Raw genomic sequence first — 21577 nt, 5'->3', positions numbered from 1 at the left:
TTTTAGAATCCCCCACTTGAGCTTGTCGAAAGTGGCGGGAGTATGTCAACTTTGGTACCAGCGCCAAGGCGTTGGTATGAGGGACTGTCGCAGTATCAAAATCAGGGTGTCGCGCATGTCTTGGCCACGGTCATTGCTGTCAATGGCTCAGCACCTCGAGAGTTGCAGTCTAAAATGATTGTTACGCTTGATGACTGCTGTGACACATTGGGTGGTGGCAGTCTTGAGCATGATGTGACGATAACGGCTAGGAAGCTACTGAAAGGTGAGCTAGATACAGATGCATCCAATGATACTAAACCCTCAAAAAAAGGCAGGTCTGAAAAAGCCAAAGCTGTCCGCCGCGATGTGGTATACACCAAGCATTATCCATTAGGTGCCAAGTTGGCGCAGTGCTGTGGTGGTAGTGTCACTGTGATGTTTGAGTGTTTTAACGTGACGCCGCCGATGTCGTTATTGGTATTCGGTGCTGGACACGTAGCCGCCTCGTTAATGAGTTTACTTGCTGAGTTACCTTGTCAAGTAGACTGGGTGGATAGCCGAGCTGAAATGTTTGAACGATACGTAAAGAGGGGTATAGATACGCTGGACCAACCCGTCACTTATCAACTTCCTGCACATATCCGTCCACATATTGAAGAAGATCCTGTGGATTTCATTCGACCATTCATTGATAAAAGTCGCCAATATGCATCAGTAAATTCAGTAAACAAAGGTACTCAGTATTTTATTTTGGTCATGACGCATGATCATAGTCTTGATTTTGAGTTGGTGCGTGCTGCATTGGATCTCTCTTTAGAGATGGATGCAGATTCTCATGAGGCCAATACTGACGATGATGATAGTGCATTACAGTTTATGCCTTATCTTGGCTGTATTAGCTCAAAAACCAAAGAAAATCGTTTTAGAACTCGCTTGCTTCAGCGTGGTTATAGTGAGCAAGTAATTAATAAATTGACCATGCCAATTGGGCTTGAGATTGGTGGCAAAGAACCAATGGCCGTCGCTATCTCCATCGTTGCCCAAGTTCTGCAGCTTTATCATCAGTCGTAAATATCACTTTATATAACTGATACACCTTAATTTGAGATTTTTTATGACCATACATATTTATCAAGCACAGTTACTGCACTACCTTACCGAAGATGACTTAGCTGCCAGATCTAAAAAAACAAACACTGCGGCAGAGGGTTTGAAAAACCCCAGTCCTTTAAATATTACAGCAGTAGAGAAAAACGTTACATTACAGCCTGTGATTGCTGGTGTAAATATTTATCCTGAGTACATTGCTGATGGTGCATTGGTGGTCGATGATACGACAGGTCTAGTCGTGGATTATGGAAATTGTGCATCAATGATGTTGCAGTATGCCAACCAGAGTGAGCAAGAAAATAAAGCGCCAGTACAAATTCATGACTGTAAGCACAATCTTATTATGCCGGGCTTTATCGATACGCATGTACATTATCCACAGATAGATATGGTGGCTGCTTTTGGAGAGCAGTTACTGGATTGGCTCAATAATTATACCTTTGTCACTGAGGCCAGTTTTGGTGATCCAAAGGTTGCCCATGATACTGCACAGTTCTTTTTGAACCAATTGCTTGCCAACGGTACGACGAGTGCATTGGTGTTTTCGACCAGTCATCCGCAATCGGTAGAATCGTTCTTTACGGAAAGTGCCCGGCTGAATACGCGTATGATTACGGGCAATGTACTGATGGATCAAAACGCACCTGAGAATCTTTGTGTGTCTACTGAACAAGGTATACGAGATACGCAGAATATCATTGATCAATGGCATGAGCATGGGCGTCAGCATGTGGCCATTACGCCAAGGTTCGCAATTACCTCAACACCAAAACAATTGCAAATGACAGGTGAGCTATACCGCAGTTACGATAGTGTTTATCTGCAAACACATTTGGCAGAAAACCTTGATGAAATCGCTTTTGTCCGTGAGCTGTATCCCAATCACAAAGGTTATCTGGACGTTTACCACGACATGGGCTTACTCGGTAGACGAACCACATTGGCACATGGTATCTACCTTGAGACTTCAGAATATGAGGTGTTACGCGATACAGGCACTCAAATAGCGCATTGTCCAACTTCCAATTTATTTTTGGGCAGTGGTCTGTTCGATTTGTCCAAAACCTTGAGTTATACGGGCGTGAGTATCGCCACTGATGTAGGGGCAGGGACCAGCTTATCGATGCTGGCGACTTTATCAGAAGCTTATAAAGTTCAGCAACTACAGAAAAACCCATTATCAGCCCATCAAGGGTTGTACCAAATTACATTAGGCAATGCTCAGTCATTATTACTAGATGATAAAATCGGTAATTTTATGCCGAACAAAGAAGCTGATTTTGTTGTGATAAATATGGGTGGTACGGAGTTGCTTGAGCGGCGCATGACGCATACCAAGTCACTTGAAGAGCAATTGTTTGTATTGATGATGATGGGAGATGACAGGGTAATTGAGCAGACCGTTATCGCCGGCGTGAATCGTTATAAAAAATCGGTAACTGTATAGATCGTTTAAATGCGACTCAAAGTCTATTTATAGCTTTAATAAACAGACTTTGAGCGTGTTTTTTAACGATACTTCATTTGTTAGGGTTGTATCGTTATTCAGGATAATCGATCCAAACCCAGCCGTTTTCTAGCCATTCGCTTAAATCATCTATGTCAACACCCGCGACATCTTGACTGGTTAAATGCTCGCCACTGGCCAAGCGTATCAATACCGCCGTTGCGGTATCATCTAGGCCATCAATACGTTGACCGTTTGCATATAGTAGGATGCCATCATCAGTTTGGCTGTAGATTAAGCGATTATTATAGTCGGCTTGCAGTGTTGCGCCTTCAGCCAAGGCTTGCATCAATTCGTCCGTATTCAACGTTTCTTCTGGTACGAGCACATCATATTGACGCTTGCTCACCACTTCAGACACTGCTTGACGAATGATGTTGTCACCACGTTCAGATTGCAGCATTTGCAATAATTGGTTTTTAATGGCTTCGATACTGTCAGCTTGTAGCTCACCTGATGCTTGTAGCGCTTGTGGCAATAACATTGGTATGAATAAATCGCTGTCGTTGGTTGCGATATCAGCCATGCTATCGATGACTTGCATCAAATTGGGACGACGGCAACCAAACGAAAAGGTCAGGCAATCATCTTGTGCCATGCCAAAATGTGATAATTTAGGTGGTACATAAAGCACATCACCTGCTTCTAAGACTTCATCAAATATAATGTCACCCATATCATCAAAGAGTCTGATGGGCTCATCAGCGACAAACTCAGTGTCTTTATCACAAAATTTCCCCAACTGCCAACGACGATGACCATAACCTTGCGCCAAAAACACATCATAATCGTCATAATGTTTGCCTACTGATCCGCCTTCGGGCGCATACGACACCATAATGTCGTCACGCTGCCACTGCGGAACAAACTCAAAAGCTTGCCACAATTGACCCAGCTCAGGCGACCATTGTTCCAAATTCTGTACTAAAACTGTCCATTGTTCAGGTAAATTATCAAAATCTGTTTCAGTCAATGGGCTTTTTTTTAGCTGCCACTGTGGTTGACCAGCAGTCTTGGTTGCAGACTGGGTCAGTAGGCGTGCTGAAGCATCTTCTTCTAGCGCTAAGCCTAGCATATCATCAGGATCAAACATGCCGACCAGCTGTGGCAAGCCTTGCTTGATCAGCAGTGGTTTTTTTTGCCAATATTCTGCTAGGAATTGTTCAGCAGTGATAGAGGCTGGCAAGCATAGAGGTATAGAATTCATGAGTAAATCCGTGTCTTTATATAGATATAAGATTAATGGTGATGATTGCTTTATAGGAATGTTTTAATAGTTTATGATTATCACCTATCTGATGGCTAATAATAATTACTATCAGAGCATACAATCAATGGTAGGAAATTTATGAAAAAATTACATTTTATCGTCATTATTGCCAGTGTGTTCTTAATACAAGGCTGTGTACATAAGCTTGTGACTGTACCTGCTAAAATCGCTTACAAAACCACGAAAGGTGTGGTGAAAGGTACGGTTGCAGTGGGTAAAGCCATCATACCGGGTGATAGCGATGATGAAGATAACTAATTCGTTGTTCGTTTATGGTTTGTATTAACGATTTGCTTGTGATTCTAATTCTATTGTCTCGTTACGAGTTTGGTATAAAAGAGTACTTGCAGCAATAAGTCCACCGAGTAATGCTAATGCCATGTCTTTGTGGGCATCCCAAACATCACCTTGCTGACCATTATAAGCTTCTGCTGCTTCTGGCGATAAGGTGGTGGCGATTCCCCATTCTAATAGCTCATAGAGCAAACTGGATGACATGTTAACCATGAGCGCAATGGCTATCAAAAGTTTGATGGATGATATCTTAAAGATAAATTTTGAGCTCTCAACCATCGCACTGAACAGCAAAAGCCCATAGCTAAAATGTACTAGCCTGTCATACATATTCCGCTGCCAACCAAATAAATCGTTTAAGCTGACGCCAAATATGAGCTGTGTCCAATCATCATAGGGCACATATGAGTATAGATAACGCGCACCGATAATATGAATGAATAGAAATATCGAAGCGAGGGTATAGGCGCGCGAGCTAATATGCCAATAGCGATAGGCTAGCAGCATCAACCCTAAAAAAATCAAGGTACCCAACTGATGTAGTAGGTAGCTTGACCATTCTAGAGGCTCAATACTTGCCAGCACCATTACGATGAATACCGCAACAGTACTGACAACCACAGATTTAAAATTTCGCTGCATTTTGCTCACTTACTTTTTGCTTGCTATTAGGGCGTGTTCTCATTTTAAAAATAGTGATAAAAATGAGAACACGCCCTAGTAATTAGTCGAATGGCTAATGGTGGTTAAAGCTTGGCAATCCAATCTTTAATGGTAAGGGCTTGCTCAGTGGCATTACCAATATAAGTCGCTGGTGTCATGTCACGTAGGCGTGCTTTGTCAGCGTCGCTCACGGTAGACAGTTCATCACTTTCAACAAACGTTAGCATAGCTTCGCGAGTCATGGCGTTACCACGGGTCAATGCTTTAAGCTTCTCATATGGGTTTTCCACACGGTAGCGACGCATCACGGTTTGAATCGGCTCAGCCAATACTTCTTGTGCATTGTTCAAGTCGTCATTCAAACGCTGTGCATTTAGTTCAAGTTTACCAACGCCTTTCAAGCAAGCATCAAAAGCGATCATGCTTTGTGCCAGACCAACACCGATATTACGCAGTACGGTTGAGTCTGATAAATCACGCTGCATACGTGAAATTGGTAGCTTTTCACCCAGATGTGCCAACATGGCATTGGCAACGCCCAAGTTACCTTCAGAGTTTTCAAAATCAATCGGGTTGACTTTATGCGGCATGGTAGAAGAACCCACTTCGCCATCTTTTAGACGCTGTTTGAAATAGCCTAAGCTGATATATTGCCAAATATCACGGTTAAAATCGATCAAGATAGTATTAAAGCGTTTGACCGCATCAAATAGCTCAGCGATATAATCGTGTGGCTCAATCTGAGTGGTGTAAGGATTAAAGGTTAGCTCCAAACGCTGATTGATAAATGCTTCAGCATGTGATTGCCAATCTACATCAGGATAGGCTGAAAAATGAGCGTTATAGTTACCAACCGCACCATTGATTTTACCCAATAGCTCAACTTGACCAATTTGTTTGATTTGGCGGGCTAGGCGATAGGCCACGTTTGCCATTTCTTTGCCAAGGGTCGTTGGGCTGGCTGTCTGACCATGTGTGCGCGACAACATAGGCTGCTCGGCATGATTGATGGCCAAATCAACGATGCTATCGGTTACTTGCTGCATTTTAGCAACCACAATCTCGCGGCTGTCTTTTAGCATCAACGCATATGATAAGTTGTTTATGTCTTCACTGGTACAAGCAAAGTGGATGAATTCTAGTGAATCAATGAGTGCGTCCTGACCACGAAATTTGTTTTTGATAAAGTATTCAACTGCTTTTACATCGTGATTGGTCGTGGCTTCGATGTCTTTGATGGCTTGCGCATCTGCTTCACTAAAATCATCAACAATAGCATTTAAAAAAGCATTCGTTGCCTCATCAAATGCTGCCAATTCGCCGATAGCGCTATTATCAGCCAATGACTGCAACCAGCGAATCTCAACGGTGACGCGAGCTTTGATCAGACCGAATTCAGATAAATAAGGACGTAAACTGTCGGCTTTAGACGCGTAACGACCGTCGATTGGAGAAAGGGCTGTCAAGGCAGAAAAAGAGGTGGTCATAATGATCCTTTAAATGGTTGTTGAGAATTAAAAATGAAAGAAAAAAGATAATAAATTAAACGATGTAGCCCATTTAGATGACTATCGAGTGAGTTAAAACCCACATGGCGCATCGATAGATTCAATCACACCGCCACCCAAACAGACATCATCGATATAAAAAACGGCTGACTGACCGGGAGTGACAGCACGTTGTGGTTTATCAAATATAACGCGGACGTCGCTTCCGTCATCACTTGTCGCAAAAACGCGACACGCTTGGTCTAGCTGGCGATAGCGTGCTTTGGCCATACAGCGTAAACCTTTTAGACTAAAAATATCGCTAGGTGGCAAACCATCTACCCAATCCATTTTATAAGCCGTCAGCTCATTACTGAGCATCATTGGATGTTCGTGTCCTTGACCGACGATCAACTGATTTTTATCCAAATTTTTTGCCAGTACAAACCAAGGCTCCTCAGGACGATCTTTGACACCGCCGATACCGATACCGCCACGCTGACCTAAGGTGTAATACATCAGACCATCATGAGTACCGATAGTATGCCCATCGTCGGTCACAATATCGCCTTTTTGGGCAGGCAAGTACTGTTGTAAAAAGTCCTTGAAACGGCGTTCACCGATAAAGCAAATACCTGTAGAGTCTTTTTTATTGGCAGTAATTAGGCCATGTTCTTCAGCAATTTGACGAACAACAGGCTTTTCAATTTCACCCACTGGAAATAGCGTCTTGGCAAGCTTATCACCACCTACCGCATGTAAGAAATAGCTTTGATCTTTATTATTATCCAGACCACGTAATAGCTGAGCGACTTCATCGCCATCAGCATTGGTGTAATTCACACTGCGGCGCGTATAATGACCAGTCGCAATATAATCAGCACCCAGAGTCAATGCATAGTCCAAAAATGCTTTGAATTTGATTTCTTTGTTGCATAAAATATCAGGATTGGGTGTGCGACCGGCTTTATATTCGGCTAAAAAGTGTTCAAAAACGCGATCCCAATACTCCATCGCAAAGTTGGCAGTATGTAGTTTGATGCCAATTTTATCGCACACTGATTGTGCGTCAGCTAAGTCATCCATCGCTGTACAGTATTCTGTACCATCATCTTCTTCCCAGTTCTTCATAAACAGGCCTTCTACCTTAAACCCTGCTTGCTGAAGTAGGACGGCAGACACAGAAGAATCGACACCACCTGACATACCAACAATCACATGCTTGCTGCTAGGATTATCGATATCGGCAAGCGTCAAAGTACGCTGGGCGCTGAAAGAATCAGAAACGGGTATGCTTGATGTATTTTGGGTGGCTGACATAAGACGGCTCAACTATTTATACCTTAATGTAAAATTTGATATGACCCTACAAACTGATACTGCTTACTAAAACTAATAGATTTAGTAAGTTGACCAAATTGACACTGTCACCTCATCTTTTGGATTCGGTATTATGATAAAATAAGCGTCATATTATACCAGTTAATTGAAACTGGTGGCGACCTATGGCGGCTTACTGCCTTCAAAAAACCTTTAAAAATTCAGATATAGCTCATCCTCTATAAACTGGATACTGTGTCAGCCTCACTCAGCCTACTATTTGTAGTGCTTTGACTTGGCTTCCCTGTATCCGGATTATATCGAGCTAACCATAGTAGTTTTGAAGTATTTTAATCATGCTCAATTAATTTGGAATAATAATGATAAAAATTGGTCAAGGTATCGATGTCCATGCTTTCCATAATAATGGTCAGCAGCAGCAATATGTCATATTAGCAGGTGTGCCTATTGCGCATAGTCATAGTCTATTGGCACATTCTGATGGCGATGTGGTGTTGCATGCGCTCGCTGATGCATTGCTTGGTGCACTTGCGCTGGGTGATATCGGTCAGCACTTCCCTGATACCGATGCAGCACATGCTGGCTTGGACTCACGAGTATTATTACGTTATGTCTATGGTAAGGTACAAGAAGCTGGTTATACGCTAGGTAATGCTGATATTACGGTGATGTGCGAACGTCCAAAACTTGCGCCACACAGTCAAGACATGCGTGAAAATATCGCCAGCGATTTACAAACAGCGGTGAATAATATCAGTGTTAAAGCGACGACCACTGAAAAATTGGGCTTTACAGGTCGTCAAGAGGGCATCATGGCGAGTGCCGTGGTATTATTAGTTCCTCATATAGCTGAGGTTTAACCATTATTGGTTTAACCAATATATAATCATACTTGTAATATGGTGACGACTACCCCATGTATCAGCCATCTCTTTACTCAATTATATTTTTAATATAAATAACTGTTTTCAATGAACCGCTTTATCAATAGGAGCTTTTATGACTGAGCAAACCCCAAATACTGCTGCAAACGATGTTGAACAGCTGATCCGTGATCAAATTAAAGACAATAAAGTTATTATTTACATGAAAGGCACGCCACAATTTCCACAGTGTGGTTTTTCAGCACGTTCTATTGAAGTATTGACTCAAATTGGTCGCCCGTTTGCGTTTGTTAATATTTTAGAGAACCCAGAAATCCGTGCGACTTTGCCTAAAGTTGCCAATTGGCCAACCTTTCCACAGCTGTGGATTGATGGTGAGCTAATGGGTGGTTCTGATATTATTTTACAAATGTATCAATCAGGTGAGCTAAAGCCGTTGATTGAAGCAAACAGTCCTGCCGCTTAGTTGCTATATAGCTTATTTAAGATTTTTTGTTAAGCTTATAAGTGTTATGTATAAAAGCCCGAGCCAGTCCTTCAGTGGTCGCTCGGGCTTTTATTGTTTTTGTCTATTTCGACCCCATATATGACTTAAGAACAAGGTGTGTTGAACATCATAAAAATACGAATAATAAGAGAGTGTTATGAGTAGTCAATCAATAGAGCAACAAGCCATTGAGGCAGAAGCTGCCGAGCAAGCAGAAATCGAAAAACGTCGCGAACGCTTAACCAACGAATCCACACGCATTATTGAGATAGCGGCTAATGAGCCATATTCAGCGTTGAAATGCATTCATCAGCTTAGTGTGGCGGGTGGTGCGACAGAAGCAACTTATATTGCTATTGAGCAACGTATTGTCGCAGATCAAGATGCTGCAGGTGCTTATCATTTGGCCTTGTTGGCTCAGAACACGCCTGACTTACCGATTGACGCCCGTCAGCTTATAGAGCTGGTCGTGGGCAAAGGTGATAACCAGCAGCGTCTCGCATTACTAAAAAACTTGCCATTGCCGCCAGTTGAGTTGATTAAAGCGCAAATTTTAGCCAGTGATGATGGTGATGCGATTGGTCAAATGAATGCGTACCTGCAAATCAATCCAGAAGGCTATGGCAGTCAGCATATGCTTGCTAGTGGTCAGTCAGATCAAGTCGTACCACTTAGCCCTGGTAAGTAAGACCCATGTTGATAGCCAGGCTTTATGGATAGATAGGCTTTGCAACTGAGCATTATTTTATAACTGAATTTTAATAGTTTTTGCTGTGACGTTTTTTAAGTTGAAAAAAATTGTTATAATGATGGGTTATCTAATCAATAATTAACGGCTTATTCAAGTCGTTAACTTTTCTAAACCCGACTGACGTTTATTTGCTGATTATCCTATTATTTAACCATGATTTTTTGGTGGTAATGGTTTTTGGCCAATAGTGACGTTATGAGTCAAGTGAGGCATATATGCAATACCCAAAACATTACGACGTGATAGTGATCGGTGGTGGTCATGCTGGCACAGAAGCTGCACTGGCAGCTGCGCGTATGGGTGCGCAGACCTTGTTATTGACCCATAATATCGAGACGCTTGGGCAGATGAGCTGTAATCCTGCGATTGGTGGTATTGGTAAGTCGCATTTGGTGCGTGAGATAGATGCGTTAGGTGGGGCGATGGCGCTGGCGACAGACAAAGCAGGTATCCAGTTTCGTGTATTGAATAGCCGTAAAGGCGCTGCTGTTCGTGCCACACGTGCGCAAGCAGATCGTATTTTATATAAAGCCGCTATTCGTCATACGTTAGAGAACCAGCCAAACCTTGATTTGTTTCAGCAAGCGGCCGATGATATTTTGGTCGAAAACGGTCGTGCTACAGCGGTTGTCACTTCAACGGGTATCATTTTTAAAACCCAAACTGTGGTATTAACTTCAGGAACGTTTTTGGGTGGCGTTATCCATATTGGTCTAGAGAATTCCAAAGGTGGGCGAGCAGGTGACCAACCTTCTATTAAGTTGGCCGATCGTTTGCGTGAGCTAAAACTACCAGTAGGGCGTCTAAAGACAGGTACGCCAGCTCGTATAGATGCACGTAGCGTTGACTTCAGTGTGATGACGGTTCAGCCAGGTGATACGCCACTACCAGTGATGAGCTATATGGGTGATGTGTCTATGCATCCAGAGCAGGTCAATTGCTATGTCACGCATACCAATGCGCGCACCCATGACATTATCCGTGAGAACCTAGATCGCTCGCCGATGTTCTCTGGCAAAATCGAAGGCGTGGGTCCACGTTATTGTCCATCGATTGAAGACAAGATTCATCGTTTTGCAGACAAAGACAGCCATCAGATATTTATCGAGCCAGAAGGTCTGACCACGCATGAGCTATATCCAAATGGTATTTCGACCAGCTTACCATTTGATGTGCAATTAGAGTTTATTCATAGTATGAAAGGGTTAGAGAACGCGCACATTACTCGTCCGGGCTATGCGATTGAATATGATTATTTTGATCCACAAAACTTAAAACCAACGCTTGAAACCAAGTCTATCGATGGTTTGTATTTTGCTGGTCAAATCAACGGTACGACTGGCTATGAAGAAGCGGGCGTGCAAGGTTTGTTAGCAGGTACAAACGCCGCTCTAGAAACCCAAGATAACAGCGAGTTTGATGTGTGGACACCGCGCCGTGATGAAGCGTATCTAGGCGTATTGGTGGATGATTTGATTACTCATGGTACGACTGAGCCGTATCGTATGTTTACCAGCCGTGCCGAATATCGCCTATTGTTACGTGAAGACAATGCCGATCAACGCTTGACTGAGACTGGGCGTAAACTGGGCTTGGTAGATGATGTGCGCTGGCAGGCGTATCAAGAAAAAATGGAAGCCATCGCTTCAGAAACGTCACGTCTAAAAGACATGTGGGCAACCCCTGGCAACGCGCTAGGCAAACAGGTTGCTGAGCAAACGGGTGAAGTGTTATCAAAAGAAGCGACTGCTTATGATTTGCTCAAGCGTCCGCAAATACATTTTGCTGATATCGCTGCCATCACTGATTCGCAGGTCGATACGCAAGTAGGCGAGCAGATTGAGATTTCTGTCAAATACGCAGGCTACATTGATCGTCAGCAAGAAGATATTGATCAGATGAAGCGTTTAGAAAATACCGCGCTACCGATGGACTTTGATTATAGTGCAGTCTCTGGCTTATCAAATGAGATTGTGCAAAAGCTCACGCAAGTTCGTCCTTCGACTTTAGCCCAAGCCGGACGAGTGAGTGGTGTGACACCTGCCGCCATTCAGCTGCTAGCCATGACAGTCAAAAAGCACAAAAAAGCGAAGGCAGCATTAGAGTCATAGCAGTTTCATGCTATATAAATAGTGTCTAAAAGCCCATAGCAATTTTTTGTTATGGGCTTTATTTATTCAAAATAGAATCTTCATTAAAAGAAAGCAGTCTGTAACCTTGTCTTACTTGCTGCATTCTCTCTATACTAAGTCAGAAAAACGTCTTACTATTTGCTAATTTATCTCGCTGATGTCCATACTATGGTGGGCATACTACCGAACTGAGCCTATTTATGCTTGATGCCATTGTATTTGCCATTACCATCGTTTTACCCAACCTTGCCTTAATGTGGTTGGGCTTTTTTATGCAAAGAAAGGGGCAGGCGAGTAAGGTCTTTGTCGATCAAGCTTCAAGCTTCGTTTTTAACTACTGTTTGCCTTGTTTGCTGTTTTTTAGTCTGGTTGATAGTGATGTTGATTATGCCAAGCAAATCACCTTAATTATTGCCGGCATTTTAGTCACCTTTATTCTATTTATTGGTGCAGAGATTTACGCCAAGTGCTTTGTTAGCAAACCTGCTGACCAAGGTGTCTTTGTGCAAGGCGTATATCGTAGTAACATGGCCATTATAGGTCTAGCCACCGTGGCCAACGCTTATGGTGAGAGCGGCTTGAGTATCGGTGCGGTTTATATGGGTGTGGTGACAATCCTATTTAATATCTTAGCGGTGATTACACTGAGCCGTGTGTCTAAGAGTGTGAATGATACTTGGCACAGCCGCAGCGTCATGATAGGTAAAAAGCTACTGACCAATCCCCTTATTTTAGCGCTGGTCAGTGCCTTTATTTATAAAGCCCTGCCATTACCACCACTCACTGGTGTGATTCATACCACGGGTGATTTATTGGCCGCTGTTGCACTACCGCTTGCCCTTATTTGTGCAGGTGCCAGTATTGATATGAAATCTATGTTACATCCTTCAGGGTTATCGATGCAGGCGAGTATTGGCCGAATTATCATTGCACCATTGGTTGCCATTGGTGTGGGCTTGGCATTTGGTTTATCAGGCGTGCATATGGGTGTGCTGTTTTTGATGGTGGCGTCACCTGCTGCGGCTGCCAGTTATGTCATGGCCAAAGCCATGGGTGGTAATGCGATCTTAGCAGCCAATATTTTAGCATTTACCACCGTGGTTGGTATGTTTGGCATGGCCGTTGGGGCAGCCATATTACGTGGACTAGGGTGGATGTAAGAGTTGATATCGACTTTTATACCAAGTACTCAAAGTAAGAGTAGCCTTGTTATTCTAATTTTTCGAATGTTCAACACGTTCTGGTTTGATGATCAAGTATCATTAAAAAATCCAGTATCGCAATAGTGATACTGGATTTTTTCTTATATAAGAAGGTGCTGTCTGATGGTCAGGATAGTCGCTAATTTTTATTACCAATGATAGCTGGCACCCACTAGCCATTCACGGTTATCAAGAGGACTATAGTCGTTATCATCGAACGCGTCGCGCTGAACATCGAAAATGTTATTAATGGCAGCATAAAGGCTTAAGTTTGCAGTGGCGTCATAATTAATCTTCGTATCAAATGTCCACCATGATGGCGAGTAAGATTGCTCACTGGTATCAATAAGCTGCTCTGATTCGTAATTGAGACGAGGAATGAGCTGTACCTGATCGTTAATCTGATAATCAAGTGCCAGCATTGCCTTATGATTTGGCTGATAGGTGAGCTCACTGTCAGTTGTATTGTTATGAGTGTGAATGTAAGCATAGTTTGCTTGGAGCTTAGCATTATCATCAATCCACCAGTTTAGTCCGATGTCACCGCCGTAAGTTTCTGCACTCTCAACATTCATGTATTTATAAACAGCAATACCGTTCACAATGACTGCGTCATCAACCTGAATCAAGTCTTTGATGTCGTTATAAAAACCATTAATACTGAGGTTGAGGGTATCACTTAATTGACTTTGATAGCCAACTTGATAACTGGTTGAAGTCTCAGGCTCTAGTTCGCTATTGCCCGTTACTTTATAGCCATAATTACTGTGGTCAAAAATATAATAGCGTTCTTTTAGGTTAGGTACACGGTAACCACCACCGATGCTACTGCGGAAACTATGCTCACGACCACTGGCATCTAGATAGTTGTATTTGACTGCTACTTTTGGTGCGACGTGATCACCAAAATCCTCGTCATCTTGATAGCGGATGCCACTCAGAATCTCCCAATTATCACCAATGAGCCAGTCATCTTGTAGGTACATTTCACCCACATCACGGCTGACATCGTCTTCAGTCAGCTCACTGACTTGGTTGTTGGTCTGGGTTAACTCGTCTTTTTGTAATTGTCCACCTATTTGTAACAGGTGAGTATGATCATCAGACAGTACTAATGCAGGAAAATCAAGCTGAGCTTGTGCAAGGGTAGTGGTGATATTGGTATCACGATCTGTGGTAACCGTTTGCCCATTTTTAGACTCCGAATCACTTTGATAGTCTTCATACAATGCTTGCCCTGATAGCTTATAGGTTTTGCTACGGTCGTTACTATGCGGGGCAATATCCGCACGGGCACCAATGCTAAACCGCTGTCTGGTGATATCTTCATTGGTTTGATAATCTAGATAATTGCCTTTGGAATAGTAATCAAAGAGGCTAGTGTCGTCTTCTTTATATTGACTTGCCTCTACCCAGTATTGTGAGTTGCTGATTAAACGAGTATTTTCCTCGCTATTAACTGTTTTACTATCAATTGCTTTGTCTGATTGACCATCAGGGGTATAGCTTAAGCGTGCGCTAACCTGTGACTGCTCACTGGCATCTTTTAGCTGCGCCCATGCATCTGGATCTAAGCTTAAGCCTGCATCGTCTAAATAAGAACCAGATAGTCTGGCATGTATACGATTACCTTCATCCAATGCCCCTTCGATACTGGCTTCTACATAGCGCTTATTTGCATCGAAATTATTGCCAGATGGGTTTTGTTTACCATTACTGGCGATTTCTGTGGTGATATGTCCTTTTGTCTCGCTGATAGGTTTGGTAATAATATTAATAACACCGCCCATCGCCGCACTACCAAACTGAGCAGAGGCCGCCCCTTGTACGACTTCAATCTGTTCGATATCCACGTTCATATATTGGTTTAGATTGACGGTTGAGTTAGTACTGGCAGTAATGGGTAAGCCATCAATGAGCACCAATACCTGGTCACCAGTAAATCCTTGCATACTAACTTGATAGCCAGTTTTGCCGTGCACTTCGCTAAGATAAACATTGGGCAGAAGCGCTAAGGCATCTTTTAATGTGTGTGCATGGTTGTCATCTAGTTTTTGCCTATTCAATATCTGTACTCGTACAGGGGCATCACTGAGCGTACGATCTGAGCGGGTAGCGGTCACCACAATAGGATCGAGTTGGGCGCTTGGCATCCCTTGATCGTCAGTCGTGTCGTTGCTTATGTCATTATTGGTGTCATTATTGGTGTTACTGAGTGATGCCTTTGTTTCTAATGATGCCGCTTGTGCTGATAGTGGTGTCAATACTGATAGGGCTAATGCGATACCAATGGCCAAGGGGTGACGACTAAGTAGTGGTTGACGTATCGCTGCGTTTGCATAATTTGACACTAGGTTTGGTACTGTTTTTCGCGTGATAAGTGATTTGGATGTGAATATAGACATGAGTAAAACCACCACAATAAGAGTAAAAGATAGAAAGAATGTGTCGTCAAAAATATTTTTAGCTAAGATGTGAGCTAAAAAATGGCAGAACATAAACTGACGGCAGGTTACGTAATGAACTAACTTTAGCAACAGAACAGGGGTATATTATTACTAATAAGAATGATTATCAATATGTAAATAATAATTATTATCATTTACATTTTAAGTGAAGATGGTCATAATGTTCCTTATTCTGTGTCAATATGAAAAAAGGCAAACATCATTTACCATCAGAATTCATCGCTTTTTTATTGTCTTTTTTAATGACAAGCCCTATTGGAATGTGTTGAATATTCACAACCAGGCACTTCTATGATCAAACCCGCACATTCCTTCTTAAATAGATAGACACGAAATTATTCGTTGTGTCATTACTGATTATTTTATGGATATTACTATGAGTCGATCACTATCATTAACCCAAAAAAATACCGAGCTTTGGCAACAATATCAAAATAAAAAAACACAAGTTCCGATGCTGTTTCCGACTGAAGGCTCGAAAGCGTTAGGTGTCAGTGAGTTTGAGTTGATGTTAGCGTCACCTTTTAGCCAATATATTGGTGTTCAATACAAAGAGGTTTTGAAGCAGTTTGAGAGCTTCGGTCAAGTAGAGAGTATCGTCAGAAATGGATTGGCTGTGCACGAAAAAACCGCGCAATATCATAATTTAAAGCTTGGTGAAAAGATGGGTTTGGCGCTCAATGTTGGTGGTTTGGATTTGCGCTTTTTTATGTGGCGTTGGCAGCATATGCTTGCCGTTACTGACACCAGCAACCCAGATAAGCTGTCTTATAGTATTCAGTTTTATGATGAGCAGGGTGCAGCAATTGATAAGGTGTATTTACGTGAATTGACTGAGGATAATATCGCGCGCTGGCAAGATATGATTGCACAGCAGTTTGGGACGGTCAGTACTGATGAGCTTACTTTAACGGCACCGACCGCCCTTAAGGGTTGGCAGTATAAGGCGTTGAGCAATGATAAATGTCAAGAGTTACAACAAGGTTGGCTTGGAATGACCGATGTGCATCAGTTTCATGGCTTATTACAAAAGCTAGATATTGATCGTGCCAGTAGTTATCGTCAAGCACCTGCGGGAATGACACAGTCGCTAAATATCGATGCTGTTGCTGCTACTTTTGAGCAGGCACGAGACGCTCAATGTTCTATTATGATCTTTGTGGGTAATAGCGGCATCGTGCAGATTCAAACTGGACAAGTACATACCCTTAAGCGCATAGGCGATTGGTTCAATATTCTTGATAAAAATGAGACTAATTTTACCTTACATTTAAAAGACAAAGGTTTGGCGCAAGCCTGGTGCGTCAAACGTCCGACCAAAGATGGCATCGTGACTTGCATTGAAGGTTTTGATCGTTATGGGACGAGCGTATTTAGTGTGTTTGGTCAGCGTATCGAGGGAACGCCTGAGCTTGAGGCGTGGCAAACCATTGCAGCAGATATCGCTACAGAATATGCAGAAGATAGCCGTGTTGCATCAGACAACCATACAGCCGCTATCGTCTCTGCATCGGCTGAGCAGTTTGCCTAAACTATTTACAGTAATGAGTCACATGCATGATTAATATTGTCATTGCTTAAAGTGTGGTTGCGATTTGCTATTGCTGAATGCTAAAACAAGGAACATTTATGCTGTCCCCGATGTCTTTCTTTTCTACATCTTTATTACCTAATAACGTGCTAAGCGATAAAGTACTAAGCCATAAAAAATATGACTCAAAACGAATCATGGCCGTCACTATGGTTTTAAGTATTGTTGCTATACCATCATTGTCCGCACAAGCTTATGATCGTATTGTGGCTATGAGTCCAGATGTCGCCGATGTCATCGTTGCGCTTGGTGCTACCAATAAGTTGGTTGGTAAAAATGCAACCAATAGCAACCCTGCCTTAAAAAATGTGCCAACAGTCGGTATGCATCGCAATATCACCGCTGAGTCCGTACTGGCAGTCAAGCCCGATTTGGTGCTTGGTAGTTATATGGTGCAACCGTCTAGTGTCTATCAGCGTTTGAATGGTTTAAATGTCAAAGCCGTCAATGTCGCTCCTAAAGAAGATGTAGCTACTTTTATCAGTAGTATTAAGACCATTGGTAATTACGTTGGCAAAAAAACTCAAGGCAACACACTTGCTAATAGCTGGAACAAAGGCATGACACCGATGGCCAAAACGGGTAAGCGTTACTTGCTCAGCTACGATGGCCGTATTGTCGCTGGAAAGGGCACCGTTGGTGATGAGCTCATACGTCGCGCTGGTGGTATCAACGCTGCCAACGTTTCAGGGCTTAAACCATTGTCACGCGAAGGTTGGCTCGCTGCTAAACCTGATGTCATTATCATCGCTGATCATAACAAAGCCGTGGTCGGTGGCGTCGAGAAGTTTAGCCAACGTCCGGAAATTGCGGCCAGTGCTGCAGGTAAAAAGGGTGGGGTATACTTTTGGCCAGCAGATGAGTTTTTACGTTACGGTTTAAACTCACCGAAAGTGCTTAAAAAACTCAATTCAGTCGCAAAATAATTGACGTTTTTGACTATAGTCAAAGAATTTTAAAATGGCTACAAGGCAGCCGACTATAGATCGTACAGACATTACATTTAGGAAGGGTAACGCCGTAACGGTTTAGTAGTTCTCTGACTAACAGCGTAATCTTTAGCATTTAACCTCTTATATTTGATATAACGACACGTCATATGGCAAATACGATTACCGCGGCAGCGCCTGCTCAAGCCCGTAAACATAAATATAGCGTCTATTACATCTTTGCGGCCTTAGCATCATTGCTGCTTATTTGGTTGGGACTCGGTATTGGTTTTGGCGAATGGTCAAATCCTGCTCATCTCGATGAGACTATCTGGCAGCTGCGTTATCCACGGGTGGCGACTGCATTATTGGTTGGTATGGCGTTGTCTGTTAGTGGGGCTGCACTACAAGCCTTATTTGAAAACCCTTTAGCGGATCCCAGTTTAATCGGAACGTCAGGTGGTGCTGCGCTTGGTGTTGTTCTAGTATTGGCATTAGGGTTTGGTGGTATCGGTATACCGCTTGCTGCATTTACCGGTAGTGTGTTGGTGTGTTTATTTATTTTGGCTTGTCATCGGTTTTTGGGTGGTGGTCAAATGGGATTGCTGATTTTAGGCTTTGTCATCAGTGCATTTTGTGCTGCGATCGTGAGTCTTATTTTATTTATGTCTGATGATATGGTCTTGCGCAGTGCGACCAATTGGTTATCTGGCAGTATGGCGGAGGCAGGGTTTGTGCCGCTCCGATATTCTATTATATCTATGGTGCTTGGTTTAGTGATTTTATTACCATTAGGACGGCAGCTGGATGGTCTAATGCTTGGTGAGATGGCGGCAAAGTCTTTAGGTATTAAAGTAGGAGTGGTACGTTGTATGGTGGTTGTCGCGTCTGCATTGCTAACAGGGGCGGCGGTGTCTTTGGCGGGTGTGATTGGTTTTATTGGAATGATGGTACCGAACTTACTTGCTATCTTGTTCGGTGGTGGGCGCATGCGTCTGATGATTTGGTCAGGGTGGCTAGGCGCGATGCTCTTGCTTGTTATTGATGGTATGGCTCGCCACATCGCTTATCCAGTAGATGTGCCTGTTGGTATTGTGCTGGCGCTGCTTGGTGGTCCATTCTTTATTTGGTTGTTTGTCCGTAGTAGCCGTCGTTGATATGAGTGAGACATATGTTTAATTTACCTTTTTCCTTGACGGCAAAAGAGTCGTCTATAAACACAGAAGATAGCTTGCACAATAACACTAGCCAGTTATTGTCCATGAAAAATATTCACATCACTCATGGTGATAAAATACTATTGAGTATTGACGCGCTAGCATTGCCTAGCCAAAAACTGGTTGCTTTTATTGGCCCAAATGGTGCTGGGAAAAGCACGCTGCTGCATTCGATACTAGATCAGCATACGGGTGTCGGTCTTAAGACAGCCGGTCAAATCATGGTTCAAGATCAGCCCATCGCTGAGATACTCAGGCGCGGCCATATCGCTTGGGTTGGACAACACGAACGATTTGAGTTGCCATTAACGGTTCTGGATTATGCCTTGCTTGGCGTGTCACCCAATCTGGCATGGTATCAACATCCAAATGGTAAACATATTAGCCGTGCGCATAATTTACTTCATGATTTTGAGCTGACCTCACTGATTGGTGCTCGTGTACAGACGCTATCAGGTGGCGAAAAACAGCGTTTGGCTATCGTGCGTGCGCTGATGCAAGACACTCAAATTATGATGTTTGATGAACCGACCAATCATTTGGATATTCGTCATCAGCGTTTTTTGTTCCAGTATTTGTCTGATTTGGTTCGATATCAGTGCAGAAGTATCCTTGTTGTGCTGCACGATCTTACGCATGCTCATCGTTATATGGACGAAGTAGTATTGTTAGATGAAGGTCATATTGTGGCACAAGGGACACCTAATGAGGTGATGACTAGTGAACAGCTGAGTGCTGTTTATCAGGTGGATATTAAAGCTCATCAAACTGAAGATGGTTTGGTGTTTGTTTAGTCCGTTTAATATTTAATGTTCAGACTGAGGATACGCTCCAACTAAAAAAACCTCTTTGTCATATAACGATAAAGAGGTTTTTTCTGAAACAGAAAATGCCGTTAGCCGATACCTGATTTCGATACCTAAGCTTGATGCTTAAGTATTAAGCTACTGACGATTGTTACGCTTGTCTTCACGGCGTTGTTTATGCTTTGGACTGGTACGGTAGGTCAAATAACCGCCGATACACATGACTGCGATAAATGCGACAATGTACAAAAATATTGATGAACCAATAAAAGTAGAAGCGTCCATAGTTTTCTTCTTATTAGGGTGTATCAATAATTATGCAAACGTCCTATATCATTGTAAAGTAAACAAATTTAGTTCAGTTGTAAGTTCAAGTGAACGTAGGCGTGCGGCTTGGTTATGAATATTGGCAGTGACAATCAGCTCGTCGGGCTGGTGCGTGGCAACAAAGGCAGCAAGTTTTGGTTTAACGGTTTCGACAGAACCAATAAATGATACCGACAACGCATTGTCTACCATTGTCTTTTCTGCTTGACTCCAGACACTGTCCATATCGTGAGTAGGCTTTGGTATTTGACCTGTTTCACCGCGGCGCAAACGTACAAAGCTTTGCTGCGCTGAGGTAAAGTGGTATTGCGCGGTGGCATCATCATCAGCCAGTAATAAATTTGCCGCGAGCATTACGTAAGGCTTTTCTAAATAAGCCGATGGTTTGAACTGTTCACGGTACGTTGCAAGCGCTTGCGTCAGCATTTGCGGTGCAAAGTGTGAGGCAAACACATAGGGCAGTCCTAGGTGAGCGGCTAGCGATGCGCCAAACGTGGATGATCCTAATATCCAAACTGGCACGTTTGATTTTGCACCTGGAAATGCCTGTACTTGACTGTTATCAGTATTATCACCCAAAAAATACATCAACTCTTGCACATCTTGAGGAAAACGATCAGCATCCTGCATCTGACGGCGTAACGCCTGAAACGTCGCCCCATCAGTACCAGGTGCACGGCCCAAACCCAAGTCAATACGGTCACCATAGAGCGCTTGCAAAGTGCCAAATTGCTCGGCAATCATGAGCGGGGCATGGTTGGGCAGCATAATGCCGCCTGATCCAATACGAATACGCTGGGTTTGGCTGCCAATGTGTGACAACAATACGGACGTGGCTGCACTGGCAATACCAGGCATGTTGTGATGCTCTGCCATCCAATAGCGGTTTAAGCCAGATTTTTCTGCTTGTTGCGCGGTTTGAACCGTTTGGGCAATGCCTTCTGCAATGGTTTTACCCTCAGGTACGGGGGCCAGATCTAAAAATGATAAGGGAATGGTTGTACTCATAAGTCACCTGTTCTATAGAGTTAAAGTCACTCATGACTTTGTTGACAGTCTTATAGGCTGCTCATAACAAAATATTGAGTGCTTGACCCTTAACATAATGGGGCGGTTATTATGAATATAA

The 21577-nt window shown here is 43.0% G+C and carries 19 protein-coding genes; 12 read left to right on the top strand and 7 right to left on the bottom strand.

What is annotated here, in order from left to right; all coding sequences use genetic code 11:
• Nucleotides 1–42 precede the first annotated feature (42 nt).
• On the top strand, nt 43–1053 hold the full coding sequence (locus tag ACT3RN_RS06560; RefSeq protein ID WP_192992434.1) for an XdhC family protein: 1011 nt from the start codon (nt 43–45) through the stop codon (nt 1051–1053).
• 43 nt (nt 1054–1096) lie between these two features.
• Nucleotides 1097–2539, top strand: coding sequence for a guanine deaminase (gene guaD, locus ACT3RN_RS06555; protein WP_192992433.1), 1443 nt, complete (start codon nt 1097–1099; stop codon nt 2537–2539).
• Nucleotides 2540–2633: 94 nt separating this feature from the next.
• On the opposite strand, the gene ACT3RN_RS06550 is transcribed toward guaD, so the two are convergent.
• Nucleotides 2634–3806, bottom strand: a complete 1173-nt coding sequence (locus ACT3RN_RS06550) for a cupin domain-containing protein (protein WP_192518605.1) — start codon at nt 3804–3806, stop codon at nt 2634–2636.
• 141 nt (nt 3807–3947) lie between these two features.
• Here ACT3RN_RS06550 and ACT3RN_RS06545 point away from each other — a divergent pair, with 141 nt between their 5' ends.
• Entirely contained in the window at nt 3948–4127 is a 180-nt protein-coding gene (locus ACT3RN_RS06545) for an NF038104 family lipoprotein (RefSeq protein ID WP_192518604.1), read from the top strand.
• A 24-nt stretch (nt 4128–4151) separates the two neighbouring features.
• Here the strand turns inward: ACT3RN_RS06545 and ACT3RN_RS06540 are convergent, their stop codons facing one another.
• From ACT3RN_RS06540 to mnmA, 3 genes are all read right to left on the bottom strand, one after another.
• Nucleotides 4152–4805: a DUF2238 domain-containing protein gene (locus tag ACT3RN_RS06540; protein ID WP_192518603.1), complete on the bottom strand. Its 654-nt coding sequence runs from the start codon at nt 4803–4805 to the stop codon at nt 4152–4154.
• A gap of 104 nt (nt 4806–4909) precedes the next feature.
• The gene (purB, locus tag ACT3RN_RS06535) at nt 4910–6313 is read right to left on the bottom strand and encodes an adenylosuccinate lyase (RefSeq protein WP_192518602.1); all 1404 of its coding nucleotides are present in this window, start codon (nt 6311–6313) and stop codon (nt 4910–4912) included.
• A gap of 93 nt (nt 6314–6406) precedes the next feature.
• Nucleotides 6407–7633, bottom strand: a complete 1227-nt coding sequence (gene mnmA / locus ACT3RN_RS06530; RefSeq protein ID WP_192518601.1) for a tRNA 2-thiouridine(34) synthase MnmA — start codon at nt 7631–7633, stop codon at nt 6407–6409.
• 380 nt (nt 7634–8013) lie between these two features.
• Here mnmA and ispF point away from each other — a divergent pair, with 380 nt between their 5' ends.
• From ispF to ACT3RN_RS06505, 5 genes are all read left to right on the top strand, one after another.
• Complete coding sequence (gene ispF / locus ACT3RN_RS06525; protein WP_192518600.1) at nt 8014–8514, top strand: 2-C-methyl-D-erythritol 2,4-cyclodiphosphate synthase; 501 nt, start codon at nt 8014–8016, stop codon at nt 8512–8514.
• Between the two features lie 139 nt (nt 8515–8653).
• Nucleotides 8654–9004 (top strand): Grx4 family monothiol glutaredoxin, encoded by a 351-nt coding sequence (gene grxD / locus ACT3RN_RS06520; protein ID WP_192518599.1) that lies wholly within the window; start codon nt 8654–8656, stop codon nt 9002–9004.
• A gap of 178 nt (nt 9005–9182) precedes the next feature.
• Entirely contained in the window at nt 9183–9713 is a 531-nt protein-coding gene (locus ACT3RN_RS06515) for a hypothetical protein (protein WP_192518598.1), read from the top strand.
• A 278-nt stretch (nt 9714–9991) separates the two neighbouring features.
• On the top strand, nt 9992–11887 hold the full coding sequence (gene mnmG, locus ACT3RN_RS06510; RefSeq protein WP_192518597.1) for a tRNA uridine-5-carboxymethylaminomethyl(34) synthesis enzyme MnmG: 1896 nt from the start codon (nt 9992–9994) through the stop codon (nt 11885–11887).
• 221 nt (nt 11888–12108) lie between these two features.
• On the top strand, nt 12109–13068 hold the full coding sequence (locus tag ACT3RN_RS06505; protein WP_192518596.1) for an AEC family transporter: 960 nt from the start codon (nt 12109–12111) through the stop codon (nt 13066–13068).
• Nucleotides 13069–13259: 191 nt separating this feature from the next.
• Here the strand turns inward: ACT3RN_RS06505 and ACT3RN_RS06500 are convergent, their stop codons facing one another.
• Complete coding sequence (locus ACT3RN_RS06500; RefSeq protein WP_192518595.1) at nt 13260–15515, bottom strand: TonB-dependent receptor plug domain-containing protein; 2256 nt, start codon at nt 15513–15515, stop codon at nt 13260–13262.
• A gap of 439 nt (nt 15516–15954) precedes the next feature.
• Between ACT3RN_RS06500 and ACT3RN_RS06495 the strand changes: the two genes are divergently transcribed.
• The 4 genes from ACT3RN_RS06495 (at nt 15955) to ACT3RN_RS06480 (ending at nt 20109) form a co-directional block, all read left to right on the top strand.
• Nucleotides 15955–17109: a ChuX/HutX family heme-like substrate-binding protein gene (locus ACT3RN_RS06495; RefSeq protein ID WP_192518594.1), complete on the top strand. Its 1155-nt coding sequence runs from the start codon at nt 15955–15957 to the stop codon at nt 17107–17109.
• 98 nt (nt 17110–17207) lie between these two features.
• On the top strand, nt 17208–18095 hold the full coding sequence (locus ACT3RN_RS06490; RefSeq protein ID WP_225739087.1) for a heme/hemin ABC transporter substrate-binding protein: 888 nt from the start codon (nt 17208–17210) through the stop codon (nt 18093–18095).
• 173 nt (nt 18096–18268) lie between these two features.
• Complete coding sequence (locus ACT3RN_RS06485) at nt 18269–19255, top strand: FecCD family ABC transporter permease (RefSeq protein WP_192518593.1); 987 nt, start codon at nt 18269–18271, stop codon at nt 19253–19255.
• Between the two features lie 14 nt (nt 19256–19269).
• Nucleotides 19270–20109, top strand: coding sequence for an ABC transporter ATP-binding protein (locus ACT3RN_RS06480; protein ID WP_192518592.1), 840 nt, complete (start codon nt 19270–19272; stop codon nt 20107–20109).
• A 150-nt stretch (nt 20110–20259) separates the two neighbouring features.
• Here ACT3RN_RS06480 and ACT3RN_RS06475 read toward each other — a convergent pair whose 3' ends face one another.
• On the bottom strand, nt 20260–20406 hold the full coding sequence (locus ACT3RN_RS06475; RefSeq protein ID WP_192518591.1) for a hypothetical protein: 147 nt from the start codon (nt 20404–20406) through the stop codon (nt 20260–20262).
• Nucleotides 20407–20454: 48 nt separating this feature from the next.
• On the bottom strand, nt 20455–21456 hold the full coding sequence (locus ACT3RN_RS06470) for an LLM class flavin-dependent oxidoreductase (protein ID WP_192992463.1): 1002 nt from the start codon (nt 21454–21456) through the stop codon (nt 20455–20457).
• Nucleotides 21457–21577: the final 121 nt, after the last annotated feature.

The organism is Psychrobacter sp. AOP5-GZ1-6, from assembly GCF_052376345.1.
Classification (GTDB): domain Bacteria; phylum Pseudomonadota; class Gammaproteobacteria; order Pseudomonadales; family Moraxellaceae; genus Psychrobacter.
This window is presented reverse-complemented; position numbering and strand designations above follow the sequence as displayed.

Bases quoted from the DNA above. Each gene is read 5' to 3' on its own strand.
- ACT3RN_RS06560 (WP_192992434.1), top strand. From the start codon at position 43: ATGTCAACTTTGGTACCAGCGCCAAGGCGTTGGTATGAGGGACTGTCG.
- guaD (WP_192992433.1), top strand. From the start codon at position 1,097: ATGACCATACATATTTATCAAGCACAGTTACTGCACTACCTTACCGAA.
- ACT3RN_RS06550 (WP_192518605.1), bottom strand. From the start codon at position 3,806: ATGAATTCTATACCTCTATGCTTGCCAGCCTCTATCACTGCTGAACAA.
- ACT3RN_RS06545 (WP_192518604.1), top strand. From the start codon at position 3,948: ATGAAAAAATTACATTTTATCGTCATTATTGCCAGTGTGTTCTTAATA.
- ACT3RN_RS06540 (WP_192518603.1), bottom strand. From the start codon at position 4,805: ATGCAGCGAAATTTTAAATCTGTGGTTGTCAGTACTGTTGCGGTATTC.
- purB (WP_192518602.1), bottom strand. From the start codon at position 6,313: ATGACCACCTCTTTTTCTGCCTTGACAGCCCTTTCTCCAATCGACGGT.
- mnmA (WP_192518601.1), bottom strand. From the start codon at position 7,633: ATGTCAGCCACCCAAAATACATCAAGCATACCCGTTTCTGATTCTTTC.
- ispF (WP_192518600.1), top strand. From the start codon at position 8,014: ATGATAAAAATTGGTCAAGGTATCGATGTCCATGCTTTCCATAATAAT.
- grxD (WP_192518599.1), top strand. From the start codon at position 8,654: ATGACTGAGCAAACCCCAAATACTGCTGCAAACGATGTTGAACAGCTG.
- ACT3RN_RS06515 (WP_192518598.1), top strand. From the start codon at position 9,183: ATGAGTAGTCAATCAATAGAGCAACAAGCCATTGAGGCAGAAGCTGCC.
- mnmG (WP_192518597.1), top strand. From the start codon at position 9,992: ATGCAATACCCAAAACATTACGACGTGATAGTGATCGGTGGTGGTCAT.
- ACT3RN_RS06505 (WP_192518596.1), top strand. From the start codon at position 12,109: ATGCTTGATGCCATTGTATTTGCCATTACCATCGTTTTACCCAACCTT.
- ACT3RN_RS06500 (WP_192518595.1), bottom strand. From the start codon at position 15,515: ATGTCTATATTCACATCCAAATCACTTATCACGCGAAAAACAGTACCA.
- ACT3RN_RS06495 (WP_192518594.1), top strand. From the start codon at position 15,955: ATGAGTCGATCACTATCATTAACCCAAAAAAATACCGAGCTTTGGCAA.
- ACT3RN_RS06490 (WP_225739087.1), top strand. From the start codon at position 17,208: ATGCTGTCCCCGATGTCTTTCTTTTCTACATCTTTATTACCTAATAAC.
- ACT3RN_RS06485 (WP_192518593.1), top strand. From the start codon at position 18,269: ATGGCAAATACGATTACCGCGGCAGCGCCTGCTCAAGCCCGTAAACAT.
- ACT3RN_RS06480 (WP_192518592.1), top strand. From the start codon at position 19,270: ATGTTTAATTTACCTTTTTCCTTGACGGCAAAAGAGTCGTCTATAAAC.
- ACT3RN_RS06475 (WP_192518591.1), bottom strand. From the start codon at position 20,406: ATGGACGCTTCTACTTTTATTGGTTCATCAATATTTTTGTACATTGTC.
- ACT3RN_RS06470 (WP_192992463.1), bottom strand. From the start codon at position 21,456: ATGAGTACAACCATTCCCTTATCATTTTTAGATCTGGCCCCCGTACCT.